Origin of the sequence: Methylobacterium sp. GXS13 (assembly GCF_001455965.1) — a bacterium.
In the GTDB taxonomy this organism is placed as follows: domain Bacteria; phylum Pseudomonadota; class Alphaproteobacteria; order Rhizobiales; family Beijerinckiaceae; genus Methylobacterium.
Genome location: NZ_LKKO01000082.1, coordinates 1 through 16,916, shown reverse-complemented (window position 1 = coordinate 16,916; position 16,916 = coordinate 1). Strand labels below are relative to the sequence as shown.

General features: G+C 70.2%; 14 protein-coding genes and 1 pseudogene. 11 read left to right on the top strand and 4 right to left on the bottom strand.

Translation table 11 applies throughout. The features are described 5' to 3' along the window. A pseudogene (locus AO398_RS28860) lies at positions 1-205 on the top strand (hypothetical protein); the annotation flags it as partial. Positions 206-316: 111 nt separating this feature from the next. Here AO398_RS28860 and AO398_RS24885 read toward each other — a convergent pair. Together AO398_RS24885 and AO398_RS24880 are read right to left on the bottom strand one after the other, a co-directional pair. Further along, positions 317-2,566 carry a TonB-dependent siderophore receptor gene (locus AO398_RS24885; RefSeq protein WP_058194856.1) on the bottom strand — a complete coding sequence of 750 codons (2,250 nt, stop codon included), beginning with the start codon at positions 2,564-2,566 and terminating at the stop codon, positions 317-319. Between the two features lie 310 nt (positions 2,567-2,876). Continuing rightward, positions 2,877-4,094, bottom strand: coding sequence for an alpha/beta hydrolase (locus AO398_RS24880; RefSeq protein WP_058194855.1), 1,218 nt, complete (start codon positions 4,092-4,094; stop codon positions 2,877-2,879). 231 nt (positions 4,095-4,325) lie between these two features. Between AO398_RS24880 and AO398_RS29175 the strand changes: the two genes are divergently transcribed. Continuing rightward, the gene (locus AO398_RS29175; protein WP_201025831.1) at positions 4,326-4,499 is read left to right on the top strand and encodes a hypothetical protein; all 174 of its coding nucleotides are present in this window, start codon (positions 4,326-4,328) and stop codon (positions 4,497-4,499) included. A gap of 21 nt (positions 4,500-4,520) precedes the next feature. Here AO398_RS29175 and AO398_RS24875 read toward each other — a convergent pair whose 3' ends face one another. After that, positions 4,521-6,158 carry an acyl-CoA synthetase gene (locus tag AO398_RS24875; protein WP_058194854.1) on the bottom strand — a complete coding sequence of 546 codons (1,638 nt, stop codon included), beginning with the start codon at positions 6,156-6,158 and terminating at the stop codon, positions 4,521-4,523. Between the two features lie 77 nt (positions 6,159-6,235). Next, complete coding sequence (locus AO398_RS24870) at positions 6,236-6,796, bottom strand: PAS domain-containing protein (protein WP_058194853.1); 561 nt, start codon at positions 6,794-6,796, stop codon at positions 6,236-6,238. Positions 6,797-7,174: 378 nt separating this feature from the next. On the opposite strand from AO398_RS24870, the gene AO398_RS24865 reads away from it, so the two are divergent. The 9 genes from AO398_RS24865 to AO398_RS24825 all read left to right on the top strand — a co-directional run bounded on the left by AO398_RS24865 (position 7,175) and on the right by AO398_RS24825 (position 16,286). Continuing rightward, positions 7,175-7,822 carry a ParA family protein gene (locus AO398_RS24865; RefSeq protein ID WP_058194852.1) on the top strand — a complete coding sequence of 216 codons (648 nt, stop codon included), beginning with the start codon at positions 7,175-7,177 and terminating at the stop codon, positions 7,820-7,822. Further along, entirely contained in the window at positions 7,806-8,126 is a 321-nt protein-coding gene (locus AO398_RS24860) for a ribbon-helix-helix domain-containing protein (RefSeq protein WP_058194851.1), read from the top strand. The genes AO398_RS24865 and AO398_RS24860 overlap by 17 nt, the downstream gene beginning before the upstream one ends. 344 nt (positions 8,127-8,470) lie before the next feature. Then, positions 8,471-9,766, top strand: coding sequence for a septal ring lytic transglycosylase RlpA family protein (locus AO398_RS24855; protein WP_058194850.1), 1,296 nt, complete (start codon positions 8,471-8,473; stop codon positions 9,764-9,766). A gap of 140 nt (positions 9,767-9,906) precedes the next feature. Then, positions 9,907-11,127 (top strand): D-alanyl-D-alanine carboxypeptidase family protein, encoded by a 1,221-nt coding sequence (locus AO398_RS24850; protein WP_058194849.1) that lies wholly within the window; start codon positions 9,907-9,909, stop codon positions 11,125-11,127. A gap of 10 nt (positions 11,128-11,137) precedes the next feature. Further along, a complete protein-coding gene (gene tmk, locus AO398_RS24845; RefSeq protein ID WP_058194848.1) occupies positions 11,138-11,842 on the top strand; it encodes a dTMP kinase in 705 nt (234 codons plus the stop codon). A 10-nt stretch (positions 11,843-11,852) separates the two neighbouring features. Continuing rightward, positions 11,853-12,908, top strand: a complete 1,056-nt coding sequence (locus tag AO398_RS24840) for a DNA polymerase III subunit delta' (protein ID WP_082643441.1) — start codon at positions 11,853-11,855, stop codon at positions 12,906-12,908. A 161-nt stretch (positions 12,909-13,069) separates the two neighbouring features. Continuing rightward, positions 13,070-14,659, top strand: a complete 1,590-nt coding sequence (metG, locus tag AO398_RS24835; RefSeq protein WP_058194846.1) for a methionine--tRNA ligase — start codon at positions 13,070-13,072, stop codon at positions 14,657-14,659. A 17-nt stretch (positions 14,660-14,676) separates the two neighbouring features. Further along, positions 14,677-15,471, top strand: coding sequence for a TatD family hydrolase (locus tag AO398_RS24830; protein WP_058194845.1), 795 nt, complete (start codon positions 14,677-14,679; stop codon positions 15,469-15,471). Further along, positions 15,468-16,286 carry an MBL fold metallo-hydrolase gene (locus AO398_RS24825; protein WP_058194844.1) on the top strand — a complete coding sequence of 273 codons (819 nt, stop codon included), beginning with the start codon at positions 15,468-15,470 and terminating at the stop codon, positions 16,284-16,286. Before AO398_RS24830 ends, AO398_RS24825 begins: the two co-directional genes overlap by 4 nt. The last annotated feature ends 630 nt before the right edge of the window (positions 16,287-16,916 follow it).

The following is a 16,916-nucleotide window of genomic DNA, read 5'->3' as shown; positions in this document are numbered from 1 at the left end:
CTTGCGCAGCCTCTGGCGCGCGCCGCTGGCCTTCTGCGTCGACCCCTCGCTCGCGAGGTTGCTCCTCGCCGTGGCCGGGTTGCTGACCGCCGCCACCCCCTCGGCGACGGTGGCGTTGGTCGCCCTCTCCCGGAGCCTGCGCCGGCCCCTGCGCATCGACACGCTGCCGACCCGCCTGTCCGGGCCGGCGCCCGTGGCGGGTTAAGGCCCACTTCCAGGGCTCTGCCCTGGACCCGCAAAAGGGCGTAGCCCTTTTGAAACCATGACTTGCAACGCGACGTTCGCGTGCAGCCTCAAGACCGGCGAGGTGGAAGCCTCACCACTTGTAGCTCACGCTCGCCAGAACCCGCCGCGCCTCGCCGTAGAAGCAGGAATTGAACGCCTGACAGGACGAGACGAAGCGCCGGTCGCCGATATTCGTCGCGTTCACCTGCAGGCGCCAGCGCTCCCAGTCGTAATGGACCTGCGCGTCGAACAGCACGTAGTCCGGCACCCGGTACAGGTTGGCCACGTCGGCGAAGGAGCGCCCGACATAGCGCACGCCGCCACCGAAGCCGAAGCCGCGCAGGTCACCCGTCGGGATGGTGTAGTCGACGAACACGTTGGCGAAGTTCTCCGGGATGTTGACCGGGACCTTGCCGATCAGGTCCGGGCCGCCCCGCTCGTTGGTCAGCCCGTAGATCGTGTACGAGGCCGAGATGTTGAGGCCGTCGAACAGGCTCGCAACCAGCTGCGCCTCGAAGCCCGTGGACCGCACCTCGCCGAGCTGGGCGTTGAACAGCGGGTTGGCGGGATTGGCGGTGAGCACGTTCTGGCGGTGGATGTCGAAGCCCGCCAGGGTGACGAAGTAGCCCTGGCCGGGGGGCTCGAACTTGACGCCGCCCTCGACCTGCTTGCCGGTCTCGGGCTTGAAGGTCTGGTTGTCGATGCCGGTGCCGATCAGCGGCTGGAACGAGGTCGAGAGGCTGACATAGGGGGCGAGCCCGTTGTCGAAGTTGTAGATCAGCGCCGTGCGGTAGGTGGTGCCGTTGTCGCTGCGGCCGTTGCTGCCCACGCCGTTGTTGAGCTTGTCGACCACCCGGTTATCCGCGAAATCCTGGCGGCCGCCGACCAGCAGGGTGAGGCGGTCGGTGACCTTGATCTGGTCCTGCAGGTAGAGGCCGAGCTGCTTGAACGCGTTGGAATTGATGAGGTAGGGCGACGGCGTCCCGGTGGGCAGGCCGTAGGCCGGAGCCAGGATGTTCAGGTCGCTCGCCGGGAACAGCGACGCCTGATTGTCGCTCAGGCGGTAATCCTTGTAGTCCAGGCCCATCAGCAGGTCGTGACGGAAGTATCCGTCGAAGAACCGCGCCTCCGCCTGGTTGTCGACCTGGAACAGGTTGACCTTGGCACTGTCCCGGAACTGGTAGCGGGCGAGCAGCGTCTGGGCCGGATTGCTGTAGCCGAGCTGGCCGATATCGGAATTCTGGAAGCTCTTGAGGAACGAGTAGCGCAGGTTCTGCCGGAAGGTCCACGTCTCGTCGAAGTCGTGCTCGAACTCGTAGCCGAGGAAGGCCTGGTCGCGCTGGAACGTGTTGAATCCGGCATCGCCGACATTGAGCGAGCGCGGGATGCGCAACCCGGAGGCGTTGGGCCGCACGGTCCCGAGATAGGGCAGGAAGTTCGACGTCACCGCGGTGTTGTCGTGCTGGAAGCTCGACAGGAAGGTGAAGCGCGTCGCCCCGTCCGGCTTATAAGTGACGGCCGGCGCGATGTAGAAGCTGTCGTCCGGCGCGCCGTCGACCTGGGTTCCGCCCTGGCGGCCGTAGCCGGTCAGACGGTAGAACCAGTGGCCCTCCTGGTCGGCCGGGCCGCCGAAGTCGAAGGCGGCGTATTTCTGGCCGAACGAGCCGCCGCCGACCTCGGCGTAGCCGAACGGGTCGAGGGTCGGGCGCTTGGTCACCTGGTTGACGATGCCGCCGGGGCTGCCGGCCCCGAACAGGACCGCCGCGGGGCCGCGCAGAACCTCGATGCGCTCGAGCCCGAACGTGTTGGTCTTGAAGTAGCCGAAGCCGTAATTCAGCTGCTGCAGCCCGTCCCGGTAGATGCCGTAGTCGCTCACCACGAAGCCGCGCAGGGTGAGATAGTCGATGCGCGTATCCGCGCCGAACACGCCACCATAGGCGCCGGCAACGTACTGGGTCGCCTGGGTCAGGGTCTGGGCGTTCTGGGCGTCGAGTTGCTGGCGGCCGATCACGGTGATCGATTGCGGCGCCTCGATCAGCGGGGTGTTGGTCTTCGTCGCGGTGTTCGAGCGCTTCGCCACGAAGCCGTCGATCGGGCCGGTCGGGCTCTCCACGCTGCGCGAGGCCGCGCTGGCCCGCGCCGCCTGGACCGGGCCGCCCCCGCGGCTCTCGACGCTGATCTCGTCGAGCTGCACGCTGCCTCCGGCGGGCGGGTTACTGATGCCGCGGCGCGGCGGCGTCGCGTCCTGGGCGAGCGCCGGCGCGGCCTGCGCCAGCACCGCGAGGGAGGCGCCGGCGAGCAGGGCACGCAGGGCGCCGGAACGGGGATGAACGACTCTCATCTGACTGGGTCCTGCACGACGCTCCGAACAGCCGCCCGCATGCGCCGGGATGGGTCCCGCCGGGGCTGCCACGTTCTTTAGAACTGTGATAAACTGCTGTTTTTATTCAGCTTTCTGCTACACGCAGTACGTGCAGCCAGGCTTGGCTGCAAGCCGGTCGCGCGCGGAAGGCGAGGGCTGTTGCGGTTACGACACGCAGCGTCAGACGCGCGCCGTCGCGGCGGCACGGGAGCGGGCAGAGCGCGGTCACGCCGGTCGGCGGCGACCTGTGGACGCCGGGGGAAGAGCCGCCGCGGCCCGTTCCGAGACGCTATTTCACGTGGGTCCCGAGCCAGCCGGCCACGGCATCCGCCACGGCGTCGCTGTTGGCCTCCAGCATCACCATGTGGCCGTTGCCGTGCAGGCCCCGGTCGGCGAGCCGGATCGCGTCGGGCTTGGCGCCGGCCTGGGTCAGGAAGGCGGCCGTGCAGGCGTCGTAGGTGGCGTGGAACGAAGCCTCGGCGGTCACGATGACGGCGGGCACCTTGGCGAGGTTCGGCAGGGTCCGGGCGGGCTCGGTCTGCAGCCAGCAGCGGATCTGGCCCTCCGGGGCCTTGGAATCGGCACCCTTGGCCTGCTGCGCCACGACCAGATCCTCCGGCGCCTTGACCGGCGGGTCGAAGGTCAGCGGCATGCGGGTCAGCCCGTAGGCGCGGGCGCGGCCATCCCCGGAGCGCTCCCAGAAGTCCTTGCCGCCCCGGAACTGCACGTCGAAGAAGGGCGGTCCGTTCGGCTCGATGCTGACATGGGCCTTCACCAGGTCGGGTCTCGCATCCGAAGCCGCCCAGCCGAACAGGGCGCCCTGGCCGTGGGTGAGCAGGATCGCCGGGCCGATCTTCTCCAAGAGCGCCAGCAGGGCCGGATCGACGAGTTCCTCCGTCTGCTGGCCGTTGGCCAGGAACGGGACCTGGCTGGCGAAGAACTGGTCGAAGGCGGCATTGCCCTGCACGCCGGGGCCGCCCGGCCATTGGGTGTGGAGCTTCGCCTGCGGGAACAGGTCGTAGACCTCCGGCGCCGTGTAGGTCTTCTCGAGGCTGCGGGTGCCGAGCCGGTCGTAGGGGCCGTAGACCTCCGGGTTGGTGCCCGAGCGCCCGCGCCCGACCTGGTCGACCACGTAGACCTGGTAGCCCTTCTCGACGAAGTGCTGCACCCAGCCCGGCCGTCCATCCGCGGTGGCAAGGTAGTTCACGCCGGTCTGGGCCAAGCCGTGAACCATCACCACCGGGTAGGGCTGGGTGATCCGGGCCGGCGTGCGCGACTGCACGAACATCTGCCCGACCATCACGGTCTTGTCGCCGAGCTTCTGATACCGGCCGCCGATGTAGAAATAGCCGGCCCGGGTGACCGGCTCTCGGGCAGCCTCTTGGGCAGGCTCCCGGGCAGGCTCCTGGGCCCGGGCCGCCGCCGCGCTCAGGAGCGCGCCCTGAACCGCCAGCAGCCCCCCCAGAACGCAGCCGGCGATGCCCGCCGAGATCCCCTTGCCGGCCATACGTCTCTCCCCGATGCGCCCCGCATCGGGCCGGCTTATTGCGGGAAACGGTGCGTACGACCAGCACCTCCGGTTGATACCGGAGCCCGAACCTACGCGCATGCCAGGTCCATCACGGCAACGCTGGCGGAACCGAGGCCGCACGCCCACCTTCGGATCATCGCGGGCGCCCTGAACGGCGCCCCTCGCCCGGACAGCCCGCGGCGAGCCCTACGTCAAGGACGTCACGCCGTGGACCCCGCTACCGCCAAGATCCTGGTTTCCGCCGCCCTGGTCGCCTCGATCAGCCTGTTCAGCCTGGTGTCGATCCAGGCCTTCATCGCCCAGATCGCCGCCGATCTGCGCGCGGCCAAGGCCGTGCGCGTGCCGGTCCGCGCCGAGCCTCCGCAGCCTCCGCAGGCCTGACCCGGCCGCTCGGGCGCCGGCTCACGCGCCGTCCTCGCGCGCCCGCTCGCGCAGGATGAACTTCTGGATCTTGCCGGTGGAAGTCTTCGGCAGGTCGCCGAAGATCACGTGGCGCGGCAGCTTGTAGGCGGCGAGCCGTCCCCTGCACCACTGGATCAGCTCGTCGGCACTTGGCGAGGCGCCCGGCTTCAGCTCGACGAAGGCGCAGGGCGTCTCGCCCCATTTCGCGTCCGGCTTGGCCACCACCGCGGCGGCCGACACCGCCGGATGCTTGAACAGCGCGTCCTCGACCTCGATCGACGAGATGTTCTCGCCCCCCGAAATGATGATGTCCTTCGACCGGTCCTTGAGCTGGATGTAGCCGTCCGGGTGCTTCACCCCGAGATCGCCGGTGCGGAACCAGCCGCCCTGGAATGCGGCCTGCGTGGCCGCCGAGTTCTTGAGGTAGCCGCGCATCACCACGTTGCCGCGCATCATCACCTCGCCGATCGTCGTGCCGTCGGCGGGCACCGGCACCATCGTCTCCGGGTCGCGCACGTCCAGCGCCTCCAGCACCGGATAACGCACCCCCTGGCGCGCCTTCTTGGCCGCCCGCTGGTCGGCCGCCAGGGCGTCCCAATCGGCGTTCCAGGCATTGACCACCGCCGGGCCGTAGCTCTCGGTCAGGCCGTACAGGTGGGTCACGTCGAACCCGGCCTCCGACATCCCGGCCAGCACCGCCTCGGGCGGGGGCGCCGCCGCGGTGAAGAACGCCACCCGCCGGGGCAGGTCCCGCCGCTCGGCATCGGGGGCGTTGATCAGCAATTGCATCACGATCGGCGCGCCGCAGAGATGCGTGACCCCGTGCTCGGCCATCAGCCGGTAGAGCGCCTCCGCCCGGACCTGGCGCAGGCAGACATGGGTGCCGGCCACGATCGACAGGGTCCAGGGGAAGCACCAGCCGTTGCAGTGGAACATCGGCAGCGTCCAGAGATAGACCGGGTGCTGCCCGAGACCGCCGGTGATGACGTTGCCGAGCGCCAGCAGCGCCGCGCCCCGGTGGTGGTAGACCACGCCCTTCGGATCGCCGGTGGTGCCCGAGGTGTAGTTCAGCGCGATCGCGTCCCACTCGTCGTCGGGCAGCTGCCAATCATGCTCCGGGTCGCCGCCAGCCAGGAAGGCCTCGTAATCCGTGTCCCCGAGCCGGGCCCCCGGCCCGTCGTATTCCGGGTCGTCGACATCGATGACGAAGGGTTTCGGCTCCAGGCCCTCCAAGGCCGCCGCGGCGGTTTGCGCGAATTCCCGGTCGGTGATCAGCACCTTGGCCTCGCCGTGCTCCAGGCAGAAGCGGATCGCCGCGGCGTCGAGGCGGGTGTTGAGGGTGTTGAGCACCGCCCCGGTCATCGGGACACCGTAATGGCACTCGACCATCTCGGGGGTGTTGGCGAGGAAGGCCGCCACGGTGTCGCCGCGGCCGAGCCCGCGCTGCGCCAGAGCCGAGGCCAGCCGGCGGGCACGGGCGTAGAGGTCCCGGTAGGAGCGCCGCAGGGGCCCATGGATCACGGCCACCTGCTCGGGGAACACCCGCGCCGCCCGGTCGAGATAGAGCAGGGGCGTCAGCGGCTGGTGGTTGGCCGGCACGCGGTCGAGATCGCGGTCGTAGATCGTGTCGCGGGCCATCGGCGTCCTCCCGGCATTGTGTTGCCGGGACCGTAGCTTGCGGGTGCGGGCGCGATCAATCAGGCTCCGCCGCATGCTCAGTGCCGCGGCTCGTCCTCGGGTTCGGGCAGGAAGCGGGCGAGCTCGAAGCCGATCTCGATCATCAGGCGCTCGATCTGCTCGACCAGCGCCGGTCGCCTCAGGGCATGGGCGAGGTCGCGCAGGGCGATGACGTGCTCGGCCATCCGGTTCACGACGCGCTCGCTCTGCAGGAGGTTGGCCGTCTGCGCCTCGGTCCGGTCGATGGCGATGCCGCGGCCCTGCAGGGTGCGGCCCGTGGGATCGCGGTCGATCCGGCCGCGCATCAGCAGGGTGCGGATGCCGCTGCGGGTGTCGCGGGTGCGGAACTCCGCCTCCAGGGTGCCGCCGGTCTCGGACACCGCGTGCAGGTAGCTCTCGACCCGGATGCGATCCTCGGGATGAGTCCGGTCGAGGAATGCCGCGAGGGACACGCCGGTGGCGGCCGCCACCGGGTCGAGGCCGAGCAGCCCTGCCAGTGAGGCCGAGAGCGCCAGCCGATCGGCCCAGTGATCATGGACCCATGTGCCGACCACACCGGACGCATCGAGGACGGATTGCGGGATCGGGGCTTCGGCCATGCCATTCCTCGCCGGATCGTCGTACGCCATCAAACCTGAGGTTATCAAATCCATCGAGGCCTCGGCACCGGCAGACCAACGCTACGAAATCCTATAGCAGCTGAAAAGGCCGTTCAAAGAACAGACAGCATAAATATTAACCTGAAGTTTAGAACGCAAGTTGCGACCGCGCATCCTGACCGGCTCGCCTGCCCCAGGGGACGGGAGCTTGCCTTAACGAGTCGTTAACCATGTCGCACGCAACGTGCCGCACGACATCCTTGGGTCACAGGATCGCGGCAGCCCGTGATCCCGCACCTGAGGTTGCCCGGCGCGGGCGCGGCAATCGGATTGCCCGCGCCCCGGCGGATGCGCAGGGCCTTCTGGAGGACGCCCAGGATGAAAGCGATCACCTTCGTTACGCAGAAGGGCGGCAGCGGCAAGAGCACGCTGTGCATCTCCCTGGCGGTCGCCGCCCGGGAGGCCGGCCACACGGTCTGCATCCTGGAGATGGACCGCCAGGCCACGATCTCGGACTGGCTCGACCACCGCACCGCCGACGGTCCCGAGGTCGCGCAGATCGACGCGACGCAGATCGACGCCGTGATGGAGCGCCTGCGCGAATCCGCCTACGATTTCGTGTTCATCGATACGCCGGGGGTCGATTCCACCGGCACGCTCTCGGCGATTCGCGCGGCCGATCTGTGCATCATCCCGTGCCGGCCGACGCCGGCCGACCTGCGGGCGTTCAAGCCGACGCTCGCCGCCGTCTACCGGCTGGAGAAGAAATTCGCCTTCGTGCTGAACCAGACCCCGCCCCGCTCCTACCGGGTCCGGGACGCGGCCGACGGGCTCGCCGTGCTCGGAATCCTGCCGGACGTGAACATCGTCGCCCGCACCGATCATCAGGACGCGATCGGCCTCGGCCAGGGCGTCACCGAGTTCAATCCCAAGGGCCAGGCCGCCGGGGAGGTCCGCCGCCTCTGGTCCTGGATCGAGCGCCGCACGCAGTCGCTGAGGACGGGCCAGCATGTCCAAGCCGCCTAAGCTCAGTCTCGCGGCGATCGTCGCCTCGGCGAACCCGCCGGATCGGCACGCGGCCCGGCCGCAGGGTGCCGAGATCGTGACGCTGGCGCTGGCGCCCCCGGCGGCGAAGCCGGCCGCCACGCTGAAGCAGCGCGCCCGGCAGATGTCGGTCTATCTGGAGCCGCCGGTCTACGACCAGCTCCGGGACCTCGCCTATGCCGAGCGGACCAAGATGCACGCCCTGATGCTGGAGGGCCTCGACCTGCTGTTCAAGCAGCGCGGCGCGCGCTCCATCGCGCAGCTGACCGAGACCCCGTCCCGCTGACCCGGGTTGCCCACAGGGCCGTGCCCTCGGGCGCGGCTCGGGGGCGGAGCCCGTCTGATACCCGGGCTCCGCCCTGGGCTTGCAAACCCGGACCCGCAAAAGGTCTCGGACCTCTCTGAAACCGGTTTTTTTTGAACAAATCAACGACTTGATCGCCACGTCTCGTGCTTTGCGCGAGAAAACCGCCCCGCGAACGGGCAGGGGATGAGCGCCGAAGCCGGGATCGTTCAGGCTTCGTTTACGCGATCCCTACAATTCTGGGTGGACCGGCTGAGCCCAGGGGCGCGGCCGGTGCCGGTTCGTTTACCGGCCATGGTTCCGCGTAGAGTTTGGTGATCCCCGACATGGTGCGCACGACCCTTCCCCGGCCTGCGCGCCTCGCCCTGCGGCTCCTGGCCGTCTCGGGCGTGGCCCTGGCCACGGCCAACTGCGCCACCACCCCCCAACAGCAGAAGCTCGCCGCCGGCAACGGCATCGACCCGAAATACGGGGTCAAGGCGAGCCCGCGCCTCTACAACGAGGGCGACGTGATCCCGAAGGGCGGCGGGCGCCGCTACACCGGCAAGCCCTACGTGGTGGCGGGCCAGACCTACGTGCCCAAGGAGGATCCGCGCGGCTACGTGCGGGAGGGCCTGGCCTCCTGGTACGGCTCGGCCTTCCACGGGCGCATGACCGCCAACGGCGAGGTGTTCGACCGCCACTCGATCGCCGCCGCCCACCCGACCCTGCCGCTGCCGAGCTACGCGCGGGTAACCAACCTCGACAACGGCTCCTCGATGATCGTGCGGGTCAACGACCGGGGGCCCTACCATGCCGGCCGCGTCATGGACGTCTCCGAGGAGGCGGCCGAGGCCCTGGGCTTCCACCGCAGGGGCACCGCGCGGGTGCGGGTCGAATATGCCGGCCGGGCCTCGGTCGCCGGCAGCGACGACCGCAAGCTCCTCGCCAGCCTGCGCACCGACGGGCAGCCGGCCGGCCGCTCGACCGTGATGATGGCCGATCTCGGCCCCTCCGAGGAGCCGGAGCGCTACGCCCGCTCGGCCCCCGAGCCCCTGGCCTTCAAGCCGGCCCCCGAGCGCGCGCAACCCGACGAGGCCCCGGCGCCGCGGCCCGCCCCGGTGCGTGCCCCGATCATGCTGGCTTCGGCCGCCATGCGGGTGCCGGCGGCCGTCCAGCCGACCGCCCAGAAGGTGCGGGATTTCCGGCCGGCGCCGGTCCAGGTCGCCGAGCAGAAGGGCGCCGAGCACAGGGGTGCGGGCGTAAAGGTTGCCGGCCTCAATCCGGCCTCCGGTCAGGGCCCGGCGCAGGCAAGCGTCCACGGCGCGGTTCCGAAGCCCGCCGCCGTCGCCCTTCGTGCGGGCCCGGGCGCGGGCCGGCCCGGCGCCCCCGCGAGATTCGCTGCGGCCGCGCCCGCCGCGCTGCCGCCTGCGTCCAAATCCGCCCTGGCGCATCTCGCCTCCGCGGCGGCACCGGCCAGGGTTCCCTCCGGGATCTCCGCCAAGGCCGCGGCCTCCACCAAGGCTCCGGCGCCGAGCAAGGTCGCCACCGCCGCCAAGGGACCAGCCCAGGCGAAGGTCGGGGGCCCGACCAAGACGGCGTCGACCGGCGCCGGGCATGCACGCCTGGCCGGGATCTACTGAGGACGGCCCGGGCGCTCGCCGTTCCCGCAATGCGGCATTTCGCGTTCGATCCCGCATCGAAACCGTAATATGGTCACGCTTGTTATCCGGATACGGTTGGCGTTCTTCCAACCGGGCGGCGGGCGTGGGACGGAACGGTGATGCGCAGGACCCTTCTCACCCTTCTTGCGGCCGCCTGCGCGCTGGGGGCGGGCCTCGCCGGCGCGGCCGCCCAGAGCTTCCAGACGGCGGCCCCGCACGCGATCCTGATCGACGCGGATTCCGGCTCGGTGCTGTTCGAGAAGGCCGCCGACGAGCGGTTCTCCCCGGCCAGCATGGCCAAGCTGATGACCACCGACATCGTGTTCGAGGCGCTGAAATCCGGCCGCCTGTCGATGGACACCGAGTTCACCGTCACCGAGGACGCCTGGAAGCGGGGCGGGGCCGGGGGCGGCGGCTCGTCGATGTTCGCGCAGGTCAACAGCCGCATCAAGATGTCGGACCTGCTGCGCGGCCTGATCGTCCAGTCGGGCAACGACGCCGCGATCACCATCGCGGAGAACATGGCCGGCACCGAGGAGGCCTTCGCCGGGCTGATGAACCAGCGCGCCAAGGAGATCGGGTTGACGAACTCGACCTTCCGCAACGCCACCGGCTACGCGGCGACCGATCAGAAGGTCACGGCCCGGGACATGGCCAAGCTCGCGATCCACCTGATCGAAACCTACCCGGACCTCTACAAGATCTTCTCCGAGAAGGAGTTCACCTGGAACAAGATCCGCCAGCAGAACCGCAACCCGCTCTTGGCCCTCGATATCGGTGCCGATGGTCTCAAGACCGGCTACCTCGAGGAATCCGGCTACGCCCTGACCGGCTCGGCGGTGCAGAACGGCCAGCGGCTGGTGCTCGTGGTCTCCGGCCTCAAGACCGCCCGGGACCGGGCCGCGGAATCGCGCAAGCTGATGGAATGGGGGTTCCGCGCCTTCGAGCCCCGGCAGATCTTCGCGACGGGCGAGACCGTGGCCGAGGCCTCGGTGTTCGGCGGCCAGGCCGGTTCCGTGCCCCTGGTCGCGAAGAAGCCGGTGCGGGTGCTGCTGCCCCGCGGCTCCACCGACCGGGTCAGCGCCAAGGTGGTCTATACCGGGCCGCTCGTCGCCCCCGTGGAGGAGGGCCGGCAGATCGGAACCCTGCGGATCCAGCGCGGCGACACCGTCGCCCTCGACCAGCCGCTCTTCGCCGGCGCGACGGTCGAGCCCGGCACCCTGTCGCAGCGGGCGATGGATGCGGCGCTGGAATTCGGCACCGGCCTCGTGCGCAAGGCCTTCGACCGGGTCGGCAAGAAGGACGCGAAATCCGGCGACCGAACGGCCGATCCGACGTGATGTTTCGCCCGTGATCGCGCCACGCGTCGAAGAGCCTGCGCCGGGAACCTTCATCACCTTCGAAGGCGGCGAGGGCGCCGGCAAGTCGACACAGATCGCCCGCCTAGCCGCGACCCTGCGGTCCCGGTCGGGCCGGGAGGTCTGCGTGACCCGCGAGCCCGGCGGCTCGCCCCGGGCCGAGGAGATCCGCGCGGCGCTGCTCGGTGGCGTCGCCAAGCCCTACGGCCCCTTCGCGGAGGCGCTGCTGTTCAGCGCGGCCCGGATCGACCACCTCGACCGGCTGATACGTCCGGCCCTGCGCCGGGGCGAGATCGTGCTGTGCGACCGCTTCATCGACTCGACGCGGGCCTACCAGGGCGCCGCCGCCGGCCTCGATCCGGCCGTCGTCATCGCCCTGGAGCGGGTCGTGGTCGGCCCGACCCGGCCGGATCTCACCCTGATCCTCGACCTGCCCCCCGAGGCCGGGCTCGCCCGCGCGGCCGGGCGCGGCGCCGGGACGGGGCAGGGGGCCGACCGGTTCGAGGCCGAATCACTCGACTTTCACGCAAGGCTGCGCGACGCCTTCCTGGCGATCGCCCGCGCCGAGCCGGAGCGCTGCGCGGTGATCGACGCCGGCCGCGATCCTGATTCGGTCGAGGTTGCGATCCGCGCCCTTGTGGCGGCCCGGCTGTCGGGCCTGCTCCCGACGGAAAGAAGCCGCGGCGATGCCGCCTGAGATCCGCGCCATGAAACCGGCAGACCGCGCCGCCGACGACACCGAGCCCGGCGACCTCCCCGGCGTCCCGCGCCCGCGCGAGACCCGGGCGCTGGTCGGCCACGAGGCCGCGGCCGAGGCCTTCGGGGCCGGGATCGCGGCGGGGCGTCTGCACCATGCCTGGCTGATCGGCGGCGCCCCCGGCATCGGCAAGGCGACCCTCGCCTACAAGGTCGCCCGCCGGCTGCTCGCCTATCCCGAGGGCGGCGGGCCGGCCGGGCTCGATGTGCCGGACGACAACCCCGTCGCCGGCAAGGTTGCGGGCCTGTCGCACCCGAACCTCGTGGCCCTGCGCCGCCACCGCACCGCCGGCGCCAAGGCGCTGCCCACCAAGATCTCGGTGGACATGGTCCGCCGGGCGCTCGACCTCTTCGCCTCGACGGCCACCGATTCCGGCTGGCGGGTCTGCATCCTCGACAGCGCCGAGGACCTCAACGCCAACGCGGCCAACGCCCTGCTCAAGGTGCTGGAGGAGCCGCCGCCTCGCGCCCTGTTCCTGATTCTGGCCCACCAGCCCGGGCGGCTGCTGCCGACGATCCGCTCCCGCTGCCGGGTACTGATGCTGCGCCCGCTCGCGCCCGAGGCGGTGGCCCGGGTGGTGCGCGGGCTGCCCGAGCCGTTCCCGCAGCCCGAGGAGGCCGCCCTGGCCCGGGCGGTCGCCCAGTGCGAGGGGTCGGTCGCCCGGGCGCTGGCGATGCTCGATCCGGTCACGGCCGGCCTCGTGGCCGAGGTCGAGACCCTGCTGGCCCGGGCGCAGACGCCCGATTGGGGGCGGGTGCTCAAGCTCGCCGAGACCCTGGCCGGGCGCGACGCCGAGGCGCGGTTCGAGGCCGCGCAGGACGCGGTCCTGCGCTTCGTCTCGACCGAGCTCGACCGGCGCCGGGACGAGCCGCCGGCCCGCCTCGCCGCCCTGGTGGAGGTCGCCGAGCGGTTCGGCCGCGCCGCCCGGGAGGCGGCGATCTACAATCTCGACCGGCGGCCGGTGGTGCTGTCGTTGTTCGGGGATCTGGCCGAGGCGGCCTCGTAACCGCTGTGCCTTCCGGGACGGCCAGGGCTCCGCCCTGGACCCGCAACAGGTCTCGGACCTTTGGATTCCATGATCGTCCGCGCGGCAGCGGCGGTTGCGTCCGCGCCCCGGCCGCGCGACAACGCGAAAAACCTCTTGCGATCATTCGGAACACCACAGACGTGACGTCCAACGCCCCGGCGCATTCCAAGAAGACTTTCGGCCTCTCGACCGCGATCTCCTACCCCAACGGCGCGCCCCATATCGGCCACGCCTACGAGGTGATCGCCGCCGACGCCAGCCCCCGCTTCCACCGGCTCGACGGCTACGACGTGCTGTTCTCCACCGGCACGGACGAGCACGGCCTCAAGATCCAGCAGGCGGCGACCCGGGCCGGCACCAGCCCGCGCGCCTATGTCGACGGCACCGCCGCCCGGTTCCAGGCGATGGCCGACCGGATGGATTGCGCCTACGACCGCTTCATCCGCACCACCGAGCCCGGCCACTACGCAGCCGCGCAGGAGATCTGGCGGCGGATGGAGGCCAACGGCGACATCTACCTGGACACGTATGCCGGCTGGTACTCGGTGCGCGACGAGGCCTATTACGACGCCGCCGAGACCCGCCTGCTGGAGGATGGCAGTCGCCGCAGCCTCGCCACCGACACGCCCGTGGTGTGGATGGAGGAGGAGAATTTCCTGTTCCGGCTCTCGGCCTACCAGGATCGGCTGCTGAAGCTCTACGAGTATCAGCCGGACTTCATCGGTCCGGAAACCCGAAGAAACGAAGTGGCGAGCTTCGTGCGCTCCGGCCTCAAGGACCTCTCGGTCAGCCGCACCAATTTCGACTGGGGCGTGCCGGTGCCGGGGCATCCGAACCACGTCATGTACGTGTGGGTTGACGCGCTGACCAACTACCTCACGGTCACGGGCTTCCCCGACGCGGAGAACCCCCGGAAAAAATTCTGGCCGATGGACCTGCATGTGATCGGCAAGGACATCGTCCGGTTCCACGCGGTCTACTGGCCCGCCTTCCTGATGTCGGCCGGGCTGCCCCTGCCCAAGCGCGTCTTCGGCCACGGCTTCCTGCTCTCCAAGGGCGAGAAGATGTCGAAATCGCTCGGCAACGTCCTCGACCCGTTCGAGCTCGCCGACACCTACGGGGTCGATCCGGTGCGCTACTTCGTGCTGCGCGAGGTGCCGTTCGGCGGCGACGGCAGCTACAGCCACGAGGCGATCATCGGCCGGATCAACGCCGATCTCGCCAACGACCTCGGCAACCTCGCCCAGCGCTCGCTCTCGATGGTCGCCAAGAACTGCGACGCCGCGGTGCCGGATCCCGGCGCCTTGCCCGCCTCCTTGGACGAGGCCGACCGCGCCCTCCTGGCGCTGGCCGCCGCGGCGCCCGGCAAGGTCCGGGCGCTGATGGGCGATCTCGCGCTCCACAGCGTCCTGGCCGAGATCTGGGCGGTGGTGGCCGAGGCCAACCGCTACTTCGCCGGCCAGGAGCCCTGGAAGCTGCGCAAGTCCGACCCGGCCCGGATGAACGCCGTGCTCTACACGACGCTCGAAGCCCTGCGGGCCTTCGGCATCCTGGTCCAGCCCTTCGTGCCCACGGCGGCCTCCAGGCTCCTGGACCTGCTCGCCGTGCCGGCGGACCGGCGCATGCTCGCCGATGTGGGGGAGGGCGGTCGCCTGGTGCCCGGCACCGCCTTGCCCGCCCCGGCCCCGGTCTTCCCCCGGTTCGAGCGGCCCGAAACGCCGGCCGCCTGACAGCGATCCGAGACACGATGCTGATCGACAGCCACTGCCATCTGGATTTCCCGGATTTTGCCGCCGACCTGCCGGGGGTGATCGCCCGCGCCCGGGACGCGGGCGTCACCGGCATGCTCACCATCTCGACCCGGGTCGCCCGGGCCGAGACCTACCGGGCGATCGCCGGGGCCCATCCCGAGATCTGGTTCACCATCGGCACCCATCCGGACGGGGCCGGCGAGGAGCCGGATGTGCCCGCCGAGACGATCGCGGGGATCGCAAAGGCGCATCCCCGCTGCGTCGGGATCGGCGAGGCGGGACTCGACTACCACTACCCCGACGGCGCCCCCGAGGCCGTGCAGGAGCAGGTGCTGCGCGCCCATATCGAGGCGGCGCGCCTCGCCGGCCTGCCCCTGGTCATCCATGCCCGGGACGCCGACGACCACATGGAGCGGGTGCTCACCGACGAGATGGGCAAAAAACCGTTCCGGGCGGTGCTGCACTGCTTTTCGTCGGGCCAGCGCCTCGCCGAGGCCGGGCTCGAGCTGGGGCTCTCGATCTCGTTCTCCGGGATCGTCACCTTCCGGCGCTCGCACGCGCTGCGCGACATCGCCCGGCGCGTGCCCCTCGACAGGATCCTGGTGGAGACCGACGCGCCGTTCCTCGCCCCCGAGCCGCATCGCGGCCGGACCAACGAGCCGGCCTACATGGCCGACACCGCCCGGTCGCTGGCCGAGACCCTGGGATTGTCCGCCGAGGACTTCGCCCGGATCACCACGGCGAACTTTTTCGCCTTGTTCGACAAGGCCAAACCCAGGGACGCGGCATGACCGATCCGGGCGCCGCGCCGGCGAGCCTGACCCTGCGCATCCTCGGCTGCGGCTCGTCCGGCGGGGTGCCGCGGGTCGCCAGCGGATGGGGCGCGTGCAATCCGGAGGATCCGCGCAACCGGCGGCGGCGCTGCTCGATCCTGGTCGAGCGCGTATCCGGGGGAGGGCGGACCACCCTGCTGGTCGATACCTCGCCCGACCTGCGCGAGCAGCTCATCGATGCAGGCGTCCAGCGCCTCGACGCCGTGCTCTACACCCACGCCCATGCCGACCACACCCACGGCATCGACGATCTGCGTCCCCTGGTGATCACCATGCGCGGGCGCATCCCGGTCTATGCCGACACGCTCACCCGATCCCTGCTGACGACGCGATTCGGCTATTGCTTCGAGACGCCCCCCGGCAGCGCCTATCCGCCGATCTTGGACCTGCGCGATCTCCCCGCCGCGCTGAGCCTCGACGGGTCGGGTGGCCCGATCACGGTGGAATCGCTCCCGGTGGAGCACGGGACGGAGGCGGCTCTGGGCTTCCGGTTCGGCAAGGCCGCCTACATGCCGGATGTCAGCCTGATTCCGGAGGCGAGTCTGGCTCGGCTCTACGGTCTCGATGTCCTGATCATCGACGCTCTGCGGGACACGCCGCACCCGACGCATTTCTCCGTCTCGGATGCGTTGGCGCTGCTCGACGCGGTGAAGCCTCGGCGGGCGGTGCTCACCAACCTCCACACCGATCTCGACTACGCCGCCCTGGCCGCACGCCTGCCGGAGAACGTGGTGCCGGCCTATGACGGGCTGACCCTCCGCCTCGACATCTGAGGCCCGACCCGGAGGAGGGGGGCGAATCGGACGTCACACCCCTGTCGTCGCCGGAGTCCAAGAAAATCGGCTCCGCTCCGAAACAACCCTGTTGACGACCCGGGTTGGTGTGCGTATACCCCTGTTCATCGGCGCCGGCCGCGGAAGTGGACCGGGCGCTGAGGCATCTTCTGACAGGATCGGCGATTGGCCGGCGGGTTTGCCGGGCGACAGTCTGTTTTTGTCCGATGCTGGCTTCGGGGTCGGGTTCGCTTCGGCGGGTTCGGCAGCGGGGTTGACAGGGGGATCGGCGGGCTCTAGACGCCCTCCACCGCTGAGGCGGCCGACCGGATGGTCTGGCCGGTATCACGGTTCTCCCAGTCGGACAAGCGGGTGATCGGGTTTCTGGCCCGGATCGTCGTTCTGTCGATGGCGGCCCGGTCACCGGTTCGCCTGGGTCTTTGACATTGTTGGATTTGAGGAAGGGAGACGCGGACGGCGTTTGTCCTTGCGGTCGGAGCTTTGGCTTCGACAAGTGAGAGACTAGTGCCGATCGTCGGATCTCTTTTTGAGCTCACCGATTTCGTCGCGCTGTGAAGCGCTGCGGGATCGATTGTGAGGCTCCGTCTGAGAATTACGTGATCGGCCAGA